This is a genomic window from Ensifer sp. 1H6 (assembly GCF_001976035.1).
Taxonomy (GTDB): domain Bacteria; phylum Pseudomonadota; class Alphaproteobacteria; order Rhizobiales; family Rhizobiaceae; genus Ensifer; species Ensifer canadensis.
Genome location: NZ_MOAI01000013.1, coordinates 162,964 through 181,772, shown reverse-complemented (window position 1 = coordinate 181,772; position 18,809 = coordinate 162,964). Strand labels below are relative to the sequence as shown.

The following is an 18,809-nucleotide window of genomic DNA, read 5'->3' as shown; positions in this document are numbered from 1 at the left end:
TTGCTCATCACGATGACCGCTTTGCCGACCACGGTGACGGCCGGCGGCGCGACCGGGGCTGCGACGGAATGGACACAGCTCGCCAACAATGCCGAGCTTCTGAACATATTGGAAAAGTCCGGCGTCCAGGTGAACAACCAGCTGAAGCAGATCGGTCAGCTCGCCGAGCAGATCCAGAACCAGCTCAGGATCTACGACAATATGCTGCAGAACACCGCGCAGCTCCCGGCCCATGTCTGGGGTCAGGTCGAACGCGATCTCGGGCAACTCCGCAAAGTTGTGGCGACAGGCGAGGGGATCGCATTCTCCATGGCCAATGCGGACGACATCCTCAGACAGCGATTCAAAAGCTATGCCGAGCTCAAGTCGAACCTGCCGGCGGGCGCCAGCTTCTCGTCGACCTACGCCGGCTGGTCGCAGACCAACCGCGGAACGATCGCCGGAACGTTGAAAGCGGCGAGCCTGACTGGCGATCAGTTCACGACAGAGGAAGCGACGATGGCCGAGTTGCGCACCATGTCGCAAACGTCAGACGGGCAGATGAAAGCCCTGCAGGTCGGCCATCAGATAGCTGCTCAGCAGGTGGCGCAGATGCAGAAGCTTAGAGGTCTCGTCTCCCAACAGATGACGATGATGGGCACCTGGTACCAGACCAGTCAGACCGACAAGGATCTCGCACAAGCCCGACGCGAAAGGTTCTTCAACGCTCCTGTCCGACCGATTCCGGAGGGGCAAAAGATGGAGCCCCGCTGGTGAATCTCAAGGTACTTTTTGCGTGCGGCTTCCTCTTCGTCGGCGCCGCTATGGGCTCCTTCATGACCTGTTGGGTGTCGGGCGAGTGCGGTTTCTGGGTTCACGGCGGTCCGACCGACGAACAACGTCGCATTCGAGAAAGGTTCCTTGGTGTGGGCGCCGAACGGCCTATTCCACGCGGACAGGAGATGCGTCCGAGATGGTAGTCCGTTTGGCCCTCCGCGCGGTCGCTATAGCGACCGTCGTCGCCTTCATCGTCGGCATCCACGCTGATCTGGCTTTCGCACAGCAGGGAGACGTGCTGACGACCCTTGAGAATGAGATCGTCGCAAGCGCGCGCAGATGGGAGCAGACGGTCATGCAGGCGGCGCGATCCTTGTTCTGGATCCTTGCCGGAATTGAGATCGGGATAGCAGCCGTCTGGTTGGCACTTCAGGCTGCATCGCTCGACAACTGGTTCTCGGAACTGGTGCGACGAATCATGTTTGTGGGTCTTTTTGCATTCATCCTCGAGCAGGGGCCATCCTTCGCAAAAGCTGTCGTCGACAGCCTCTATCAGCTCGGTGCGCGGCAAGGTTCCGCATCGCCGTCGGCTGTGTTCGACGCCGGGATCCGCGTCGCATCTGAAATGTCGAAGTTGGCGCAGTTCGGGTTGTTTGAAGACAATGCGCTTGCCATTGCCGCTGTGTTCGCGATGGTCGTCGTCGTCGTGGCATTCTCGCTCGTCGCCGCTATTTTCGTGGCTGTAATGGTCGAGATGTATGTCGGCCTGCTCGCGGGCATGATCATGCTCGGCCTCGGTGGCGCCTCACAAACCAAGGATTTCGCGGTACGCTACCTTGTCTACGCCTTCGGCGTCGGCATCAAACTCATGGCACTTGTGATGATTGCCCGCATCGGATCCGAGGTTCTGCTCGGCCTGGCAGAAACGCCACCAGCTGACTCCGACCAGTTTATCAGGACACTCGCGGTGGCCGGGATCTCCGTCGTCGTCTTCATCATCGCGATGTATGTCCCCAACATCCTTCAGGGCGTTGTCCAGGGCGTTTCGGTGACCGGTGGGATGGAGACCATCCGCCATGGCAGCCAGGCTGCGTCATTTGTTGCGGGGGTCGGTTTTCTGGCTGCAGGGGGCGCAGCAGCAAGCGCTGCGGCAGCGACAGCCGCTCGCGCCGCCGGCTCATCATCGGTCGGTGCAGCCCTACGTGGGGTCGCATCAGGCGCCATCGGTGCTGGCCGCTCGGCCGCGTCGTCAGCCAAGGACAAGGCGATTGGATCGCCGGGAGCCCATGCCGGAACGCTCATGGGACTTGCCAACGCCAAGCTCGACCAAGCGGCAGGCCGTAGTACCCGAAAGGCGCCACCAACTCTCAGCGACGACAGCTGACGACCATGGAGAGAAGATTGCCAATGTCATTGCAACAGGCGCCCGAGAACCCCTATCTGGCGGCCCGGCAGGAGTGGAACGAGCGCTACGGCTGCTATATCCGCTCGGCACTTGCGTGGAAGATTGTCGGCATCGTGTCGATGACCATGGCCGTCATCGGATTTTCGTATGCTCTCTATCTGAGTTCGCAGGTCAGGCTGGTGCCCTACATCGTCGAAGTCGACAAGCTCGGAACCGCAGTCAGCGCGGGGTTCCCCGAGCAGATCGAGTATGCCGACGCGCGGGTGGTGCGTGCGACGCTCGCCAATTTCATCTCGAGCTTCCGATCTGTTTCACCAGACGCGGTCGTCCAGAAACAGTACATCGATCGGACGTATGCGCTTCTACGGACCTCGGATCCCGCCACCGAGAAGATCAACGCCTCGTTCAGAAGTGCGTCGCCGTTCGAGCGGGCGAAGACTGCAACCGTTTCCATCGAGGTCAACAATGTCGTGGCTCTCTCCAACCAGACATACCAGCTCGACTGGACGGAGTTCGAGAGGGACAGACGCGGCAAGGAAACGGCCGAGCGCCGCTTTCGGGGAATTGTCACGGTCACGCTGACCACCCCCCAAGACGAAAGCGTCATCCGCCTCAATCCGATCGGCCTCTATGTCAGAGATTTCGACTGGACGGCACAGCTCTAGGAAGGGAATGACAAGATGCGTAACAGGCTGACCCGCGCCTTTGTCGCGGCCCTTGTGCTGGGTGCCATCAGCCCACCGGTCCATGCCGAGAGCATGAACGCCAAGGAGATGAAGGGAGCGGCACTATCCCACAAATGGCGCGGGGGAAGCGGCGTGGTCACGCGTGGCCCTGACGGAAAAGTGGTCTACCTGTTCGGCCAGACACAACCATCCGTCATCTGCTCGCCCCTGCAGGTTTGCGACATCGAGCTTCAGGGAGGTGAGATCGTGCGCGACGTCCTGGTTGGCGATACGGTCCGCTGGAAAATCGAGCCAGCGACGTCGGGCGCTGTGGGTGGGCAGGCGGTCCACCTGATCGTCAAACCGTCCGAACCGCACCTCGTCACATCGATGGTCGTCACGACATCGCGGCGCACTTATCACATACAGCTCAAGTCGCATCCGACCCAATACATGGCCCGCGTCGGCTTCGAATATCCCGAGGACGTTGCGACGAAACTCGCCGACGTCAACGCACGCCTCGAAATGTCACTTGGCGACACCGGCGTCCCGGCAGAACGACTGAACTTCGGCTATGCGGTCAGCGGTCGTGCATCATGGCGTCCGACACGCGTCTATTCCGACGGGCAGAAGACCTACATCCAGTTTCCGCAGGCGATCACGGGCGAGGACGCGCCCGTCCTCTTCGTAGTTTCGGGCGGTAAGAACCGGATCGTCAACTACCGGATGAAGAAGAACATGATGGTTGTCGATTACCTTGTCGAGCGCGCCGTCCTGATATCCGGCGTTGGCTGGCATCGCCAGAAGGTCAGCATTCGCAGGGGAGGCAAACCATGAAACCGGCATCTTTGGCGCTTGCCGTCGCTGCAACCTTCCTGCTGTCCAGTTGTCAGACAGACACCGAAACCCTGACGACGCATGGCCCAAGCAGCAGCTCGCTGTCGGAACCGGCAGTGGCGGCGATCTCGGGTGATATTGTGAGCCGGCTAGCGGAACAGGTCGCTCCAGGCTCCGCACCTCTTCGCCTGGACGAAGATCAATCTCCCCATGGCGTCGCCTGGCAGTCCGCCCTTCGCTCGGCGGGTTATGTGATCAGCGCCGAACCGGCAGTGCCGGCCGGCAAGCGCGCCCTTGATGTGACCTACGGCATCGACGAATTCGAGGGACAGATATTGGCACGGCTCGCCGTCGGCACTGTCGAACACGTGGCTATAACGCCAGCCTCGATGGAGCCATGCCGGTCACTCCATTGTCAGTCATCACACGCAACTGAAGGAGGACATCGTGGTTCAATCGCTTCAGTTGGGTCGCCCGTCCCAGCACGCAGATCCGCACACAATGCAAAGGCTCAATCGGCTGCCGATCTTCGCTGTCATCACCCTTGTTCTCATTTTCCTCGCCGTCATCATCTATGGATTGTCTTCTAGGGGACTTTATTTCGCGGGAGCGTCAGGTCCCGAGGCTGCATCGAGCACGCCGGCATCGAATTTTGCCGAGCAACTCAAGAAAGGGGTGACTGACGGCATCATCAGTGAGCCGGCGCAGGCCGAGACCTTCAAACCGACGCCGCTCGTTGCCAGCTCCCCCGCCACGCAAGCCCATTCTGAACCAGAGCAGGAGATCTCGCGTGACGTTGTGCGGATCGAGCCGGAAACAGAATGGCTGGCCCGTCTCGAGCGCGAACGCAAGGAGCAGTCATTGCGCGAGAGGCACCGCCAGGAAATGGCGCGGCTGCAGGCGCAAGGCGCCGCATATGATTCCCCGCTTCTGGTCGATGTCACAAAGGTCGGCGCGACCAACCAGCTGTCCCCATCATCGGAAACACCGAATAGCGCACGGGTGCGCGCAACCGGTGAACTTTACGCCGAGGCTTTGCGCGCCGGGCTTGCCGCGCGGGAAGGCGGTGCCAATCTCCAGGATCTCAAGAAGGATTTCTTCAATCAGGACATCAAGGATCTCGGCTACCTCCCCAACCAGGTCGTGCCGCCACTTTCGAACTTCGAGCTGAAGCGGGGATCCGTGATCCCGGCGACACTCATCAGCGGGATCAATTCAGATCTTCCCGGCCGTATCAGCGCGCAGGTGAGCCGGAATGTCTACGATAGTGCGACAGGCCACCGCCTTCTCATTCCGCAAGGGGCCAAACTGTTCGGCCGCTACAGTTCAGACGTTTCGTTCGGACAATCACGGCTGTTGGTTATCTGGACGGATGTGATCTTTCCCAACGGTTCCACCTTGCAAATCGGCGGAATGGCAGGAACCGATGCTGAAGGCTATGGCGGCTACGCTGACCGGGTCGATCGCCATTATTTGCGAACGTTCGCGTCCGCGGCGCTGGTTGCCATCATCGGAGCGGGAATGGATATGTCGCTTCCCGACAGTTCAGGACGTGACGATCGTAATCGCGCATCGGATGCGGCGCGTCGAAGCTTTGCTGAAACCTTCGGCCGGCTCGCCGAGCGAACCGTCGGCAAGAATCTTGATGTCCAACCCACACTCAGGATCCGGCCAGGGTACCAATTCAACGTCCTTGTCGATCAAGACATCGTCTTTCCCGGGCCATATCAGGACCGACCGGAAATAAAGGTCACTGACCGCTAGCGGTCATCTCGGGGATCAAGGATTGGCCCGGGGAGATCTCCTCAAATCAGTTTCAGGTCGGTCGCCTTGGCTGTCGCCTGCGGCAGCGTCATGACACCCAGTTTTTTCTTGGCCCTATCGATGTAGAAGCGAACGGTGGTCTTCGCAATGCCTTCCAGCATCGCGATTTCCAGCATGGTCTTTCCCTCGGCCGACCAACGTAGACAGAGGCGCTCTTGCCAGCTCAGATCGATCTCGGCGCGCGTGACGATCTCGTCCGGCACCTCGCTGAATTTGGCGTGCACGAGAGCCCCGGCCCAAGCCCCCTCGACCGCGTTCAATTCAATGTCCGAAAGCAACGCTTTGCTTGAGGCCGTGCAGAGAGTGACGATCGAAAATCGGTTGGGGCCCGCTCGCACGGGGATAGTCACGCCCGATTGGATGCCAAAATCGGCAGCCTCGGTATAAAAGCGCCTCAGATCCGAACACGCTCCTCGCCTTTGTTGATCAACCGACCAGGGAAACGCCTCGTTCACACGCCGGGCTCCGGTGACCACCGGGTCAAGACGCATGTAGGATCGTTCGAAATAATGTCTTTGCCATTCGGCCGGATAGTCTGTCACCGCAAATATGGGGTGCAGAGAGAGATAGGCGAAGCCATCGAACCCGTTGTTTCTCGCAAACCTGCCAAGCGACTGCTTTAGCGACTTAGGGCAGCGAGCTGCAGCAGTTGCCTCGCTCAATCGGATGAATAATCGTCGATCCCGCATGCAACAAAACTCCGTTCGTAGGGGCAGCCTAACGGCAACGACCTTGCGTCGTGCCGAGATGCGCCGTGAGCCGAATTTCGGGCCGCGGGCATGCACCGCAACCATGGCGCTGGTTTAACTGGAGCTTGACAGCGCTTCAACCTCTGGACGCATTTCGCAACAAAACTTAACAAATCGGAGCCATTTTCCCGGCCTCCCGCACTTTGCCGATTAGGTGGGATCACGCAAACTCGACGATGGCTGCAAACAAGTATCCGCCGAGACGCACGGTTTTCAGGAATATTGGATGGCGAGGATCAACCTCGATCTTTTTGCGAATTCGGCTGATGTGCACATCGACGCAACGCTCCACCGGTCGGGCCTGCCCTGCGTGGGTCGCGACCAACAGGTCCTTGCGAGATATCACCTCTCCCGGCCGTCTGCACAATGCGAGCAGGATATCGAATTCCACCGCTGAAAGCGTAACGAAGACACCATTCGGGTCGACTAGACTGCGACGTAGTGGATCAAGCCGCCAGCCATCGAAGACGAGTACCCTTTGATGCAACCTGGTTCTGCTTCCATAGGACGCGCGGCGCAGAAGGCTGTGAATGCGCGCTGTGATCTCCCTATGCCCCACCCAAGCTGCGACACCGTCATCGGCACCGGCTTCCAGAGCGCGTGTAATGATATCGTCATGCTCCTTGCTCAGGACCAGGATTGGGAGGGTGCTAAAGGCGCGAACCTGACGGCAGAGCTGTAGCAAGGGCTCACTTCCGAAGACGGCGTCGATGACGAGCAAGTCGAACGCACCGCTTTTCAGCATCTCCGTGACAGGGCCGACGCTTCGAACGGTCGTCACCTCAATGCCATACCAGCCGACCGGCCCGCCGAGTCGACGCCCGCCTTCGATACACGAGGCGAGGAGTATGCGTGCCAATCGGGGTGGGACGTTGTCGCCTGATGGCAAATGCGCAACCTCGCTCCTGCGTTTGGGAAATTTGGCTTCGGGAGCAAACGATCGCCCGAAACCAGAAAATACACAACCACAGCGGGCATAGCCGAAGAGGGCTCCGGCAGACAAGGTGCACAAATGAGGGGTTAGCGGTATGGGCTTCACCAGGACATGGACCCGGGCGGGATGGGATCCATCCAACGAAAACGTCGCTTGCGAGACTGCTTTCATAGCAAAGTAGTCCCACGAACAGGTTCCTCAATAGACTGATTGTCACGCTTCTCGGCTCAGGCCGGCGATGATGTCAGCGGGCCACGGCGAGCGGACTGATTTGCGGGGCGTCGGCCATTGGCGCCATCGTATCGAGGGATCGGTACTGACACGCGAGCGGCACGCTCCGACGGCTGATCGCTTCATCGTTGGGAAAGATGCCGGCGACCTATGTGCAGCGCTGGATCTCGCCGTCAACGAGCCCGGAGCAAGGCCGTCGCGCTACTCGCGGCCGGTGCAATCTCCACGAAGGCGGCGCTTGCACGCCAAACAGTCAAGGCACAGACGCGACCGCTCCGCTGAGGAAGGCTGGTCGCCAGCCCTTTCGGTAGGGCCGGCGGCCTCCCTTCGGGCGTCAAGCCGAGTCTGCTGAACTGTGATCCGATCGTCTGCTGTCATGTCGTTCCTCGTCGGTGGCAGCGATAAGACACTCTGCTCCAGCGCCTTCGGGCCTTCCAATTCGCCTTCAAGGACATTGATATCCGAGCCTTATGGAAGCAGTCGCAAGCAGCTCCACCAGGAGATGCAGATACAAATCTTCACATTCTATGGTTTGCAGCCAAAACCTCGGTGTGCAACCATGCACATCAATGAAAGAAGGAACCCCGGCCACCCTCATTCGGTCTAGCTGGAGGCGCCATGAAACGCCTCGTTATGATCAGTTCCCGCGATGCGGAATTCAGCCTGCCGGTTCGCCATATCCTACGGGCGAGCGGATTCAGCGCACACCTGGCAACCAGTCGGGAAGAAACGCTTCGCATGGTCCGGGACGATTTGGCCGACGCAGTCCTGCTCGATGGCCAGCTCGAGGCGGCGCTCGAGCTGTGCGAAGATCTTAAACGCGACGAAGCCACGCGGCACGTCAAGATCGTTGCGTTGCTGAAGCCGTCAGGCGCCGGCCGTTACGCCGACTTCCTCAATGCCGGAATCGACGAAGCTTTCATCAGACCCGTCGATCCAGACACATATGTGAGAGCCATCACCCGCTACGTTGCTCCAGAGGAGACCGGGAGCAGCTCCGAGCGGGGCACGAAACTGAACTATGGCAACGTGGAACTGGATCTGACGACACGCCGGGTTCTTCATGCCGGTATCCCGATCCGCCTCGCCGCGACGGAATTCGAAATGTTGCACCGGTTTCTGCGGACCCCGACCGCTGTCGTGACCAGGCAGGACCTGATTGCGAGCGCCTGGCCAAAAGGGGTTTTCGTCGATCCGCGCACGGTCAACGTTCATGTAGCGCGATTGCGGCGGGCACTGCTCATGGCAACAGGGCTAAACCTGATCCGCACCGTTCGCGGCATCGGCTACGCGCTTGAGCAAAATTGATGGTTTCGGCAAACGCAAACGTTTTCGGTCGAGGCGGACAGGATGGAACAGGAAAGTGCACTTCTCATTGCGAACGCAAGCCTCATAACCGGCGATGGACATAGCTTCGCTGAGCGGGGCTTCGTGCGGATCCGGCGTGGCCAGATAGTTCAGGTCGGCGAGCAAGACCCTGACATGGCCGGCGGCGAGCAGATCATCGATGCGAAAGGCTGCACTATTGTCCCCGGCATTATCAACGCCCATGCACACGGCTGCGTTGCCGGTCCATCGATGCCGAGCGGATCGGCACCAATCGCAACCACCGATATCGAGTATTTCAGGAACCGACATCTGTTATGCGGAACGACGACGCTGCTCAACGTCTGTGGTCTCGCCCTTCCCGATGAAATTGAGGCTGATGATGGCAAGCCGCATGCGCTGGAGGTGCATGTGACAACGGCCCATTCTGCGAGCAATCTGGCGGCCGCCATGATCGTCGACGGCAAGGGATTGAGCGAGCGGCACAGGCAGGCGACCATCGATGCCATGATCGAACGCGGCGCAAAGGCGCTCGGCGAGGCCGGCGGCGGCCAGACATTGGGCGGCGGTGCTCAAGACTATCGCTTCCTGCCGGCTGCAATCGAGGCTGCGACAGGTCTTCGCATGATGCCCGGCGACACCCGTGCATTGAAGGAGGCGGTCCTCGGCCGCCACCTCAATGGCCACGACGCCCTTGACGATGCTGGGCTCGCGACGCTCATGAGAAAACTGGCAATTGATGGCCAAATCAGCCTCAAGGCTCTTCGAGAGTTGGTGACGCAGACTGTCATGCCGCCGGTTGCGGTTTCGTTGAAGGGGCTGGAGGAGATCGCCGCGCATTCGGCGCGGTTACGCCTGCCGGCGATCTTCCACAACGCGGCGCCGACAGCCGACCTTCTCGTCAGACTTGCGGAAATCTACCCCCAAGCGCGTATCGTCGCCGGACACTCGAACCATCCGATGTTCACTCCTGAGGAGGCGATCGACACGGCCACAAGACTGCGTGAGCGAGGGGCTACGATCGATGTCTCCACGCTTGACTGCATTTCGACACGATGGAGAAACAACCCGGAAAACCTTGATGCCCTTGTCGAGGGTGGCCTCGTTGATACGCTCTCTACCGACTTCGCTGGCGGCGACTGGGATAGCATACTGTCCGCAATCCACCGCATGATCAGAAAGAAACAGCTATCGGCACCGAAGGCGGTCGCGCTCGCAACCGGAAACGTCGCCCGCGTCTTCCCGGAACTGGCCGGCGATCGAGGGCTTATCGCGTGCGGCAAGCGGGCGGATCTCACGATTTGCGACAGCCACAATCTGAGCCGGGTTCGCCACGTGCTTATCGCCGGCAAATTCGCCGTCTACAATGGAGCGATCATATGATCGGTAAGCCGGCGGTGGTTTTCATTCGGGACCTCAGCGCAAGGCGAGCATCAATCCATCCAGATCGCCACTTGCCAGATTGAGAACGCCGTCGATGAAAGCTTTTTGCCGCTCTCTCGAAAGGCGATCGCGGGTTACGCGATTGAACTTCCCTTCGATATCGCTCCACCTCATCGGCCGCTTGGGATCGCCGAAGGGCGCATTGATGTTCGAGGCATAGGTGGCCGTCGGCGTCTCGACGACGACCCGGGCCAGGGTCTGCGCCGGAAAAAGTCCGTCGATGTCCGGGTGGACTTTCAACGATACGCGTCCGGCAAGACGCGACAGGTCCGGCCGCCCAATGAGAGTGTTGCCGACAGGCGCAAGCGCGTCTTTGCCCTCAAGTGCTGCGACGGCCAGACAGTAGGGTAGGCTGTATTGAAGCGCCACGAGATTGTCCGGTTCAAGCTGATTGCCCAGTTTCAGCGCCCAGGCGAAAGTCTCCACCTCGATGCGACGGATATGTGCGGCATCAATGCGCCGCTCGCCCATCACTTCGAAAAAGGCGTCCAAGGCCGGATGAATGTAGCGGCAGCAGGCATAGGGCTTGAAATAGGTATCGATGATTTCAAACCTCTGCCCGAGCCCCAGCCGGATACGTGAAGCGTCATAATAGCCGGGATGATCGAGGATATCCTCAGGACCCGTGTGACCATTGATGGCGAGTGAAATGGCGGCGAGCCCCGTTGCCGCACTCCAGGCAATGCCCTCCTTGACGTCATTGCCGGTGAGCAGGGAGTAGCCCGAACTGCCATTGGCCTGTTGATTGGGTGCCAGAACGCCGGCAATGGAAAGCGCTTGCGCAATGACATGTGGCGGTGATTTCAACAGGCGTCCGGCAGTCGCAGCTGCCGCAAAGGCTGCCCAACGACCGGTCTGCCGTGTTTTTATTCCTTCTGGATTTTGCGCCGAAGCGATCCTGATGCCGACGTCGTAGCCGAGCGCGACCGCAGCGATCAACTCGCTCGCCGAACGGTCCGCTTGCGGCAACGCAGCGAACGCCGTCGGAATGACTGCGGCACCGGGATGCCCACGAGCGGCGCGGCTTCCGTCGTCAAGGTCAAGGGCACTGGCGGCAGCCGCGTTGCAATGAAGTGCGGCAAGAGGGGCGACAGTGGTACCAGAGAGCCATACCGGCACGGCGCCGGTTCCAAAGAGCGTACCTGCGATCGACCGGGCGGCTTTCGGGCCAGGCATATCGTAGCCCGCAATCGCCGCGCCGATGAGGTCCAGCAGGCATTTCATCGCCACTTCGTTCACATCGGCCGGTAAACCGTCTCTCAGCGAGCAATGGATGTGCTCGGCCAAGTCCCGCGTCAGATAGGCCATTGATCGCTCCATAGTGGGAGAGATGGTGCTTGGGCTTGAGCGGCTTAGCGCAATTCGACCCGTTGCCTGCGCGCGGCACAGAACTTCTCGTAACAAGCGGCCGCGACGTAGAGGTCGAGCGCCGGCAGCCCAACACAGGTGAGACTAACTGGCCCTTGTTCGGCGGCCTCCCACTCGTGTGAAGACGAGAGCTCGCGGATACCGAGAAGTGGCCCAACGGTTTCGAGCGAAAGGCCGCTGCGCGAGAAAAACAAGGCAAGACTTTGCGAGTTGCGACGAGAGACGGTTTTGGTGTCGTCGCAACCGACCACGCCTGTTCTGAGAACACGCCTGAGATAGGCTTCGGGTACCTCATCGCCACCAAGATGAAGGCCGGCCGCGTCGGGCGCCACTTCCGCGTCCTCGAACACCGGTTGACGGGCGTTCGACGCTGTCACGACGATCGAACACTCCGCAAGCCGACGGTTATCGGCAACCGCCTGAAGCGGGATTGCGCTGCGACCGGCCATCTCCGAGACGAATCTCTGCGCACCGTCCAACGTCCTGCTGCGCACAAAGATGTCTGCGACAAGATCAGCGCTGCTATAAGACAGACACTCGATGACGCTTCTCGCAACGGGACCCGTTCCGAACAGGAAGAGTGCCACCCGACTGTACCGGGCTCTAAAGCCGTCTACGAAACGCGAGGCATAGGTCCCGGTTCGCATCGCCGAAAGGTTTGTGCCGTCCAAGACGCTCAATGGCCGTAGGGTATACTTGTCCATTAGAACGATGGTCGAGGTCGAGCGAGGATAACCAAGGCGCCGATTGAACGCATTGGCCCCGATGATCTTCACAGCCCCATATCGCGCATTGACGCAATAGAGCGCCGAAAGCTTCCACCCCAGCCGCTGATCGGCAAATCCGTCGCGAAAAGGCGCGAAGTCCGGCTGGCGCCAGAACTCGTCTTCGGGCAGGGACAGAACCGCCTTGCCGCCCGTTGCAGCACCACTCCTCAAGCCTTCCCAAGCCTGTTCCACCGCCGCATGCACTTCGCCTACGGTCAATTCGGCTCCGAGTGCTCGTAGTTCGTTCGCGCTTACGAACTCGATCCTTCGCTCATCGTTGTCCACTATCGCCTCCCGTGCTGCTGCATCGGGTGCAACTTTAGGCACGTCGGCCGCCCAATGGGGGTGAACAGTTGAGCAATATTCGGTTTTGAAAATGAACGATCGAGCATGCGAGTGACAGTTTCATTACCGACTGAGATGCGACGACCCTGCGCAGTGATTGAAAGTGTTTAGCCTTGCTGCGTGCGAAGAGTGGCAATCGAGATGACGAGCGCAACGACCTCCCGGCGAAGCCGACGGCTGGCAATCTGCTCGAAAGCGTCGTTCAGCTCCCGCCCTTCAGCGGACGCCAGGAAGAATGCCAGCTCTTCATCGAAGCAGCACGGTGTTGCAAACCTCCCGCCTGCACCTTCGAAAAGGAACGATACGGGTACGCCAAGTACACCTGCAATGGCCTGCAGCCGGCCAGCACCAACCCGCGCCATCCCATTTTCGTGCTTGCGCAGCTGCGTGGTGCTGATCTGAACGCGGGCAGCAAATTCGATCTGGCTCAAGCCGAGCGCACGACGTTGCATTCGGATCATAAGACCGACATGGGCGTCGACTTCATCCGCTTTACGAGGATTTCGCTTCACCGTTTCATCAACCCGCGGCATCGAACGGACGAAACGTCCACTCAGCGTTTACATACTATAGTAGATAAATTCGCTGTGAACCGACTGCCATCACTGACGCATGGATATGCGAGTGCTGGTCGGCCGGAACTTTGCGCGCCTGCGTCGGGAAAAGGGACTGACGCAGGAGCAGGTCGCTGCCCGCTCTGGCTTCAGCCAGCAATATGTGAGCGACCTTGAACGCGGCAAGCGCAATCCCACCATCGTCAGCCTCTACGAACTCGCTCAGGTTCTTGGCGTGAGCCATATCGACCTTGTGAGATTCGAGAAGGATGATGACGCCTCGTCGTCTTAGTCAGCGACCGACCCGGCGACCCGAACTTTGCTACGCTGAAGGGCGACGCGATGATCGGTCATCGGGATCAAGCGGCGGACCGTATCCAGCGGTTCTTTCTCGAGGGTGACTGTCAGCACTCCTACACCGTCGTCCATCTCGGCGACCACTTTCCCCCAAGGGTCACAAACAAGGGAATGACCGTGGGTTTGGCGGACCTCGCCACTCGGCATTGGATAGGACCCGCACTGACCGCAGGCGACGACATAGGCCTGAAACTCAATCGCGCGTGCACGGCAAAGAACCTCCCAATGATCCGCGCCGGTCTGCCGGGTGAAGGCGGCAGGCAGGATAAAGACATCTACACGTTCGCTCGCCAGGCGGTCGAACAAACGCGAAAAACGAAGATCGTAACAGATGCAGCATGCTATCCTAAAGCCACCCATCTGGTAGATGAGCAGTTCCCGGCCCGGCGCAACCGTTTCGGATTCGGCATAACGTTTGCCGTCTGGCGCTGTGATGTCAAAAAGGTGGATCTTGCGGTATGCGCCCACCTCGCGACCGTGATCGTCGAAGACGACGGTCGTGTTGAAGATGCGCTCGCGACCGACGACCGCCTCGAGAAGACTACCCGCATGAACCCAAACGCCGTGCTGGGCGGCAAAGCGCTGGACCATCCGATAGGCCAGTCCGTGGGGCACCTGGTCTGCGGCATTTTTCTTGTCCTGCACCGTCCCTCCGGTCCAGTCGAAGTGCTCGGGAAGGACAATGAGGTCGGGCCGATCGAGAGCCGTCGCCTGAAGCATCAACCGCTCGGCTTCTTCAAGATTTTGCGCGCGGTCGGGCTGCGAGTTCATCTGGATGAGCGAGATTTTCAAGGGTTTGCCTCCGGGTTGAAATTGAAGATGGACTGGCCGGAAGCCAGATGGGATCGCGCGCGTGACGAACGCTCTTGGCGAATGATCGCGGCTTCAGCGAGTTGCCGCATTCGCTCGACATCAGCAACGAAGACGCCTTCGTTGTCCGCAAGCACCGCATAACCGGGCAGTACCGCTGCTCCGCCACAGGCGATCGGGACATTGATCGATCCACCGACCTGGAAGGCCCGGTTTGTCGTCTTGGCGGAGACCCCGCGGCACCAGACAGGAAGCCCGACAGCTGCGATCTCGTCTGCGTCGGTGCATGGCCCGTCGATGACAATTCCGCGCCCGCCCTTTGCCTTGACTGCCGTCGCAACTCCACCGCCCACACAGGCGATGTCGTCTCGATCCACACGCGCAATGACGAGGAAGTCTCCCGGCATCAATAGATCCACGGCCCGATAGATGACCGTACCGTCGCGGCCCGGAGCCGCGACGGTCACAGCCGATCCCGCCGCTCGTGCAGGTACGACCGGGCGAACATTGTCGCCGACAAATCCCAAATGCTCGATATGCCCGATGGTAGCGGTCTCGACCAAACCCAGAAGATCGATAAGGTCGAGCGGAAGGGAAGGGCTGCGAGCGTTCACCCGATAGTCCTGCATGATGGCTGCCTTTTTCTCAGGAAGTGGCTTGAACCGGTTCAGACCGGCCGCTCACCGGAGGTGGTGGTGCGATGCATGATGCGGATCGTCGCGGGGTCGAAGCCATCCCGGCGATGCATCGTGCAACGATTATCCCACATCATGATGTCGCCGACGTTCCACTGCTGGACGAAGACCTGCTTCGAATTGGTCGTGTGATCCCAGAGTTCGGCGAGAAGCGCCTCGCTTTCATCCAGAGGCATGCCGACGATCCACGCACCTTCAGCCGTTCCGCCGAGATAAAGCGATTTGCGACCAGTCTCGCCATGGGCGCGGACCAGGGGATGGACGATACCACTCCATTCCCGGAAATCACGGCTGGAGGGCACGGACTTGCCGAGCCGCAGCTTGCCGGTCTTGTCGTAGACGTTCTGGAAGAAAATCTGCCGGCCATCGACCGACTTCTTCAAGGCGTCAGGCAGGGTATCGTAAGCAAGATAGGTAGACAGGAAGTAGGTATCGCCGCCAGACGGCGGCACTGCCACCGCACGCAGGATCGCGCCGGCCGGCGGGCGCTCGTAGAACCAGGTGTCGGTATGCCAGGTTGCCTCACTGTTGCCCATGGCCCCGCTCGGTTTTCCGTCCGTCATCGCATTGCTGATGACAAGGATCTCCTTGTGGGTGGGATGTCCGCCCTCCTGGAGCTGCTTGGGATGGATAACGAACTCGCCGAAGTGCCGGGAAAACGCGACCTGTTGTTCATCCGTCATCGTGATGCCCTTGAAGCGCAGGACGCCGTACTGCAACCAGTAGGATCGCACCTGCGCGATGTCGTCTGCGCTATAGTCGTCGAAGTCGAAGCCCTCGATATCCGCGCACACATTGCTGTCGTGCTGCACGGCGCGAAGTTTGTTTTTCATCAGCATTTTCAATCTCCTTGGTCGACCTATCCATGAGGTCGAAGCAATCGTAGGGCGGGCCGCCAAGGTGTTTCCAATATCCATCCGTTTGCATCTATTGGGGCGGCCTATCAGTGCTTTCAATCGGCAAGCGGCTGGATATCGCCGGGGTCGATGCCGAGCAGGATGCTTTGCCCGATCTCCGGTGGAGCGCCGGAGCGTGAGGACCGGACGAGAACTGCCAGCCTTATGTTTTCGCCGGCTTCGACCAGGATCTCGTAGCTGCCGCCGAGGTTGACGATCCTGCGCACGACACCATGGACTCGGTTCAAGCCGTCGGCCACGGGCGATATTCCCTCAAGGATCGAGATGCTTTCGGGGCGGATGGAGCAATAACGAACATCTCCGGTCCGCTCACAGGACCTGGCTTTGAGTACCGGACCACCATCGTCGATCGCCAGCTCGACAAAGCCGCTACACTGCGTCACGCCTGCGACCGGAAGGATGTTGGACTTACCGATGAAATCGGCAACAAAACGGGTGCTCGGGTCCCGGTAGATCGTGGCGGGCTTGCCCTCTTGGGCGACGACGCCCTGCCACATGACGACGATCCGATCCGACATCGCCATTGCCTCCTCCTGGTCGTGCGTCACGTAGACGAAGGTCATCCCGAGCTGCTCGTGTATCTCCTTCAGTTCCACCCGCATCGCCTCGCGCAGCTTCAGATCGAGGTTGGAAAGAGGCTCATCGAGGAGCAGCACGGACGGGCGCGGCGCGATCGCCCTGGCGAGTGCCACCCGCTGCTGCTGTCCACCGGACAGCTCCCTTGGATAACGGCCGCCGAACCCTTCGAGATGCACGCTTCGCAGAGCACCGGCCACTGCGGTCGTGATTTCCTCGCGCGCCGTCCCCTTCATCTTGAGGCCGAAGGCAACATTCTCGGCAACCGTCATATGCGGGAACAAGGCATAGTTCTGGAAAACCAGCCCGATGTTGCGCCTTTCCGGCGGGACGCGGATCTGGCTCTTCCCGCGAATGCGGATCTCGCCGCGCGTTGGCGCGCTGAACCCCGCGATCATGTTCAGCGTCGTTGTCTTGCCGCAGCCCGACGGCCCAAGAATGCTGACAAACTCTCCCTGCGGGATAGCGAGATTGATGTCCTTGACGACGGGCATGTTCGCAAAGGATTTGCTGACGGATACGAGTTCGATATCGAGATTGTTCATTTGCTTCCACCGTGGAGCTGCGCCGAGAACCCGCCGATCTTTTCGAAGAGAAAGATGACCGCGAGGATGAAGATCATGGAGGCGACGTTGACGGCCGCCATGACCGGGTCGAGGCTGTATTCGAGATAGTTGATCACCGTGATCGGAAGTGTCGTGTCGCCAGGCCGCACGAGGAAAACCGAAAGCGGGATGTTGTTGAACGAGATGATGAAGGCGAAGGTAACGCCCGAAAGCACGCCCGGTTTGATCATCGGCAACAGCACGTGCCTGATACGCTGGCCCTTGCTTGCGCCGAGGATCTGCGCGGCCCGATCGAGATTGCCATCGAAATTGGCAAGTGAGGTCGCGACCATTCGCGTGACGAACGGAAGAGCCAACACGACATGTGCGGCGATCAGGGCCGGCGTTCCGAGAAACCCCTGGAACCCGATCATCGACAGAAAGAGAACGATGGCCACGCCCTTGACAATCTGTGGCACCGAAAGCGGCGACAGCAGATAGGACATCAACACATCGCTGCCCGGTATGCGTTCGTAGACCACGGCATAGGCTGCCAGCAGCCCGAGAACGCCACTGACGGTCGCGACAATCACGGCGATCTTGACACTGGTGAGGAACGGTCCAAGCCAGCGATCGGCGAACAGATCGCCGTACCATCTGGTCGTCCATTCCCACGGTTGGAACGTGACGCCAGATGTCGGGCTCAACGACGCTGCAACGACGACGACAATCGGCATTGTGATGAAGACGAGGACTGAAATGAAGGCAAGCCAGAATAAAAGCGAAAGCAGCCTGTTCACGACACATCTCCCTTGAGGTTGCCGCTCTGGGCACGCAGCCGGCTCTCGTAACGCACGCCGACGAACGAGATGGCGAGCATCATCACGAGAAGCGCGATGGCCATGACCGCGGCGAAGGGCCAGTTGATGTAGAAGAGCACTTGCTCATAGATCATCGTAGCCAGTACCTTGAAGCCGGCGCCCCCGAGCAAGGCGGGTGTGGCGTAAGCGCTGGCTGCCATCGTGAACGAAATCAGCAACGAACTGACGATGCCCGGCACCGAAAGCGGAAGGATGATATGCCTGACGACGGCAAGCCTTGAGGCCCCCAGCATCTGCGCTGCGCGTTCGAGGTTCGGATCAATGCCCTGGATACTGGTCATGAGCGACAGGATCCCGAAGGGCAACACAACATGCGTCAGACCGACGACGACGGCGAACAGGTTCTTTGACAAGGGGAGAGGCGAAGCGATGATGCCGAGATGGATCAGGGTGTCATTGATGAACCCGCGATCCTCCAGGATGATGAGCCATCCGTAGGTCCTTAGCACAACGCCTGCCAGTTCCGGCGCAAGAGCCAGCCCGAAGACGAGCGCACGCCAGCGCGTTTTCGAGCGCCCTAGAAAATAGGCGACCGGATAGCCGAGAACCGTCACCGAGACGGCAACCAAGGCAGACATGATTGCCGTTCGACAGAAACCAACGATCGACAGACCGTCAGTGAAGAACCTGGCGTAGTTGTCGAGCGTTGGCGCGAGCGTCTCTGCACTCGCAAAGCTCATGCCGATCATCATTCCCATCGGCAAGGCGAAGAAGATCAAAAGACCGAGGAAGGATGGGGAGAGAGCAAGATAGGCGAAGGGCGACCAGATGCGTCGGCGCCGCGCGGTTGCGGGCAGTTCGATGGCAAGCGTGTTCATCGGCCC

At 59.9% G+C, this 18,809-nt stretch carries 20 protein-coding genes; 8 read left to right on the top strand and 12 right to left on the bottom strand.

What is annotated here, in order from left to right:
- Nucleotides 1–12 precede the first annotated feature (12 nt).
- The 4 genes from trbJ (at nt 13) to trbG (ending at nt 3,663) form a co-directional block, all read left to right on the top strand.
- Nucleotides 13–756 (top strand): P-type conjugative transfer protein TrbJ, encoded by a 744-nt coding sequence (trbJ, locus tag BKP54_RS17375; protein ID WP_245317857.1) that lies wholly within the window; start codon nt 13–15, stop codon nt 754–756.
- 196 nt (nt 757–952) lie between these two features.
- Nucleotides 953–2,140, top strand: a complete 1,188-nt coding sequence (gene trbL / locus BKP54_RS17365; protein WP_084814655.1) for a P-type conjugative transfer protein TrbL — start codon at nt 953–955, stop codon at nt 2,138–2,140.
- 23 nt (nt 2,141–2,163) lie between these two features.
- Nucleotides 2,164–2,826: a conjugal transfer protein TrbF gene (gene trbF / locus BKP54_RS17360; protein ID WP_084814654.1), complete on the top strand. Its 663-nt coding sequence runs from the start codon at nt 2,164–2,166 to the stop codon at nt 2,824–2,826.
- A gap of 15 nt (nt 2,827–2,841) precedes the next feature.
- Entirely contained in the window at nt 2,842–3,663 is an 822-nt protein-coding gene (gene trbG / locus BKP54_RS17355) for a P-type conjugative transfer protein TrbG (protein WP_084814653.1), read from the top strand.
- A 149-nt stretch (nt 3,664–3,812) separates the two neighbouring features.
- Here the strand turns inward: trbG and BKP54_RS35860 are convergent, their stop codons facing one another.
- The gene (locus BKP54_RS35860) at nt 3,813–4,031 is read right to left on the bottom strand and encodes a hypothetical protein (RefSeq protein ID WP_158071703.1); all 219 of its coding nucleotides are present in this window, start codon (nt 4,029–4,031) and stop codon (nt 3,813–3,815) included.
- A 79-nt stretch (nt 4,032–4,110) separates the two neighbouring features.
- On the opposite strand from BKP54_RS35860, the gene trbI reads away from it, so the two are divergent.
- Nucleotides 4,111–5,427 carry an IncP-type conjugal transfer protein TrbI gene (gene trbI / locus BKP54_RS17345; RefSeq protein ID WP_084814651.1) on the top strand — a complete coding sequence of 439 codons (1,317 nt, stop codon included), beginning with the start codon at nt 4,111–4,113 and terminating at the stop codon, nt 5,425–5,427.
- A gap of 41 nt (nt 5,428–5,468) precedes the next feature.
- Here trbI and BKP54_RS17340 read toward each other — a convergent pair whose 3' ends face one another.
- Together BKP54_RS17340 and BKP54_RS17335 are read right to left on the bottom strand one after the other, a co-directional pair.
- Nucleotides 5,469–6,176 carry an autoinducer binding domain-containing protein gene (locus BKP54_RS17340; protein WP_158071702.1) on the bottom strand — a complete coding sequence of 236 codons (708 nt, stop codon included), beginning with the start codon at nt 6,174–6,176 and terminating at the stop codon, nt 5,469–5,471.
- A 220-nt stretch (nt 6,177–6,396) separates the two neighbouring features.
- Nucleotides 6,397–7,341 carry a response regulator transcription factor gene (locus BKP54_RS17335; protein ID WP_084814649.1) on the bottom strand — a complete coding sequence of 315 codons (945 nt, stop codon included), beginning with the start codon at nt 7,339–7,341 and terminating at the stop codon, nt 6,397–6,399.
- Between the two features lie 678 nt (nt 7,342–8,019).
- Here BKP54_RS17335 and BKP54_RS17330 point away from each other — a divergent pair.
- Complete coding sequence (locus BKP54_RS17330; protein ID WP_084814648.1) at nt 8,020–8,709, top strand: response regulator transcription factor; 690 nt, start codon at nt 8,020–8,022, stop codon at nt 8,707–8,709.
- A 42-nt stretch (nt 8,710–8,751) separates the two neighbouring features.
- On the top strand, nt 8,752–10,110 hold the full coding sequence (locus BKP54_RS17325; protein WP_084814647.1) for an amidohydrolase family protein: 1,359 nt from the start codon (nt 8,752–8,754) through the stop codon (nt 10,108–10,110).
- 33 nt (nt 10,111–10,143) lie between these two features.
- On the opposite strand, the gene BKP54_RS17320 is transcribed toward BKP54_RS17325, so the two are convergent.
- The 3 genes from BKP54_RS17320 to BKP54_RS17310 all read right to left on the bottom strand — a co-directional run bounded on the left by BKP54_RS17320 (nt 10,144) and on the right by BKP54_RS17310 (nt 13,183).
- On the bottom strand, nt 10,144–11,478 hold the full coding sequence (locus BKP54_RS17320; RefSeq protein ID WP_245317853.1) for an MmgE/PrpD family protein: 1,335 nt from the start codon (nt 11,476–11,478) through the stop codon (nt 10,144–10,146).
- 44 nt (nt 11,479–11,522) lie between these two features.
- Nucleotides 11,523–12,524: an ornithine cyclodeaminase gene (locus BKP54_RS17315; RefSeq protein WP_245317852.1), complete on the bottom strand. Its 1,002-nt coding sequence runs from the start codon at nt 12,522–12,524 to the stop codon at nt 11,523–11,525.
- A 233-nt stretch (nt 12,525–12,757) separates the two neighbouring features.
- Complete coding sequence (locus BKP54_RS17310; protein ID WP_084814645.1) at nt 12,758–13,183, bottom strand: helix-turn-helix transcriptional regulator; 426 nt, start codon at nt 13,181–13,183, stop codon at nt 12,758–12,760.
- A 79-nt stretch (nt 13,184–13,262) separates the two neighbouring features.
- Here BKP54_RS17310 and BKP54_RS17305 point away from each other — a divergent pair, with 79 nt between their 5' ends.
- Nucleotides 13,263–13,496, top strand: coding sequence for a helix-turn-helix transcriptional regulator (locus BKP54_RS17305; RefSeq protein WP_084814644.1), 234 nt, complete (start codon nt 13,263–13,265; stop codon nt 13,494–13,496).
- Here the strand turns inward: BKP54_RS17305 and BKP54_RS17300 are convergent.
- The 6 genes from BKP54_RS17300 to BKP54_RS17275 form a co-directional block, all read right to left on the bottom strand.
- Entirely contained in the window at nt 13,493–14,353 is an 861-nt protein-coding gene (locus tag BKP54_RS17300) for a carbon-nitrogen hydrolase family protein (RefSeq protein ID WP_084814643.1), read from the bottom strand. The two genes, BKP54_RS17305 and BKP54_RS17300, sit on opposite strands and share 4 nt — an antisense overlap.
- Entirely contained in the window at nt 14,350–15,003 is a 654-nt protein-coding gene (locus BKP54_RS17295; RefSeq protein WP_128090445.1) for an RraA family protein, read from the bottom strand. Before BKP54_RS17295 ends, BKP54_RS17300 begins: the two co-directional genes overlap by 4 nt.
- Nucleotides 15,004–15,038: 35 nt before the next feature.
- Nucleotides 15,039–15,905 carry a TauD/TfdA family dioxygenase gene (locus tag BKP54_RS17290; protein ID WP_084814641.1) on the bottom strand — a complete coding sequence of 289 codons (867 nt, stop codon included), beginning with the start codon at nt 15,903–15,905 and terminating at the stop codon, nt 15,039–15,041.
- Nucleotides 15,906–16,018: 113 nt separating this feature from the next.
- The gene (locus BKP54_RS17285) at nt 16,019–17,104 is read right to left on the bottom strand and encodes an ABC transporter ATP-binding protein (protein ID WP_084814640.1); all 1,086 of its coding nucleotides are present in this window, start codon (nt 17,102–17,104) and stop codon (nt 16,019–16,021) included.
- On the bottom strand, nt 17,101–17,904 hold the full coding sequence (locus BKP54_RS17280) for an ABC transporter permease (protein ID WP_084814639.1): 804 nt from the start codon (nt 17,902–17,904) through the stop codon (nt 17,101–17,103). Before BKP54_RS17280 ends, BKP54_RS17285 begins: the two co-directional genes overlap by 4 nt.
- Nucleotides 17,901–18,803 (bottom strand): ABC transporter permease, encoded by a 903-nt coding sequence (locus BKP54_RS17275; protein WP_084814638.1) that lies wholly within the window; start codon nt 18,801–18,803, stop codon nt 17,901–17,903. Before BKP54_RS17275 ends, BKP54_RS17280 begins: the two co-directional genes overlap by 4 nt.
- Between the last annotated feature and the right edge of the window lie 6 nt (nt 18,804–18,809).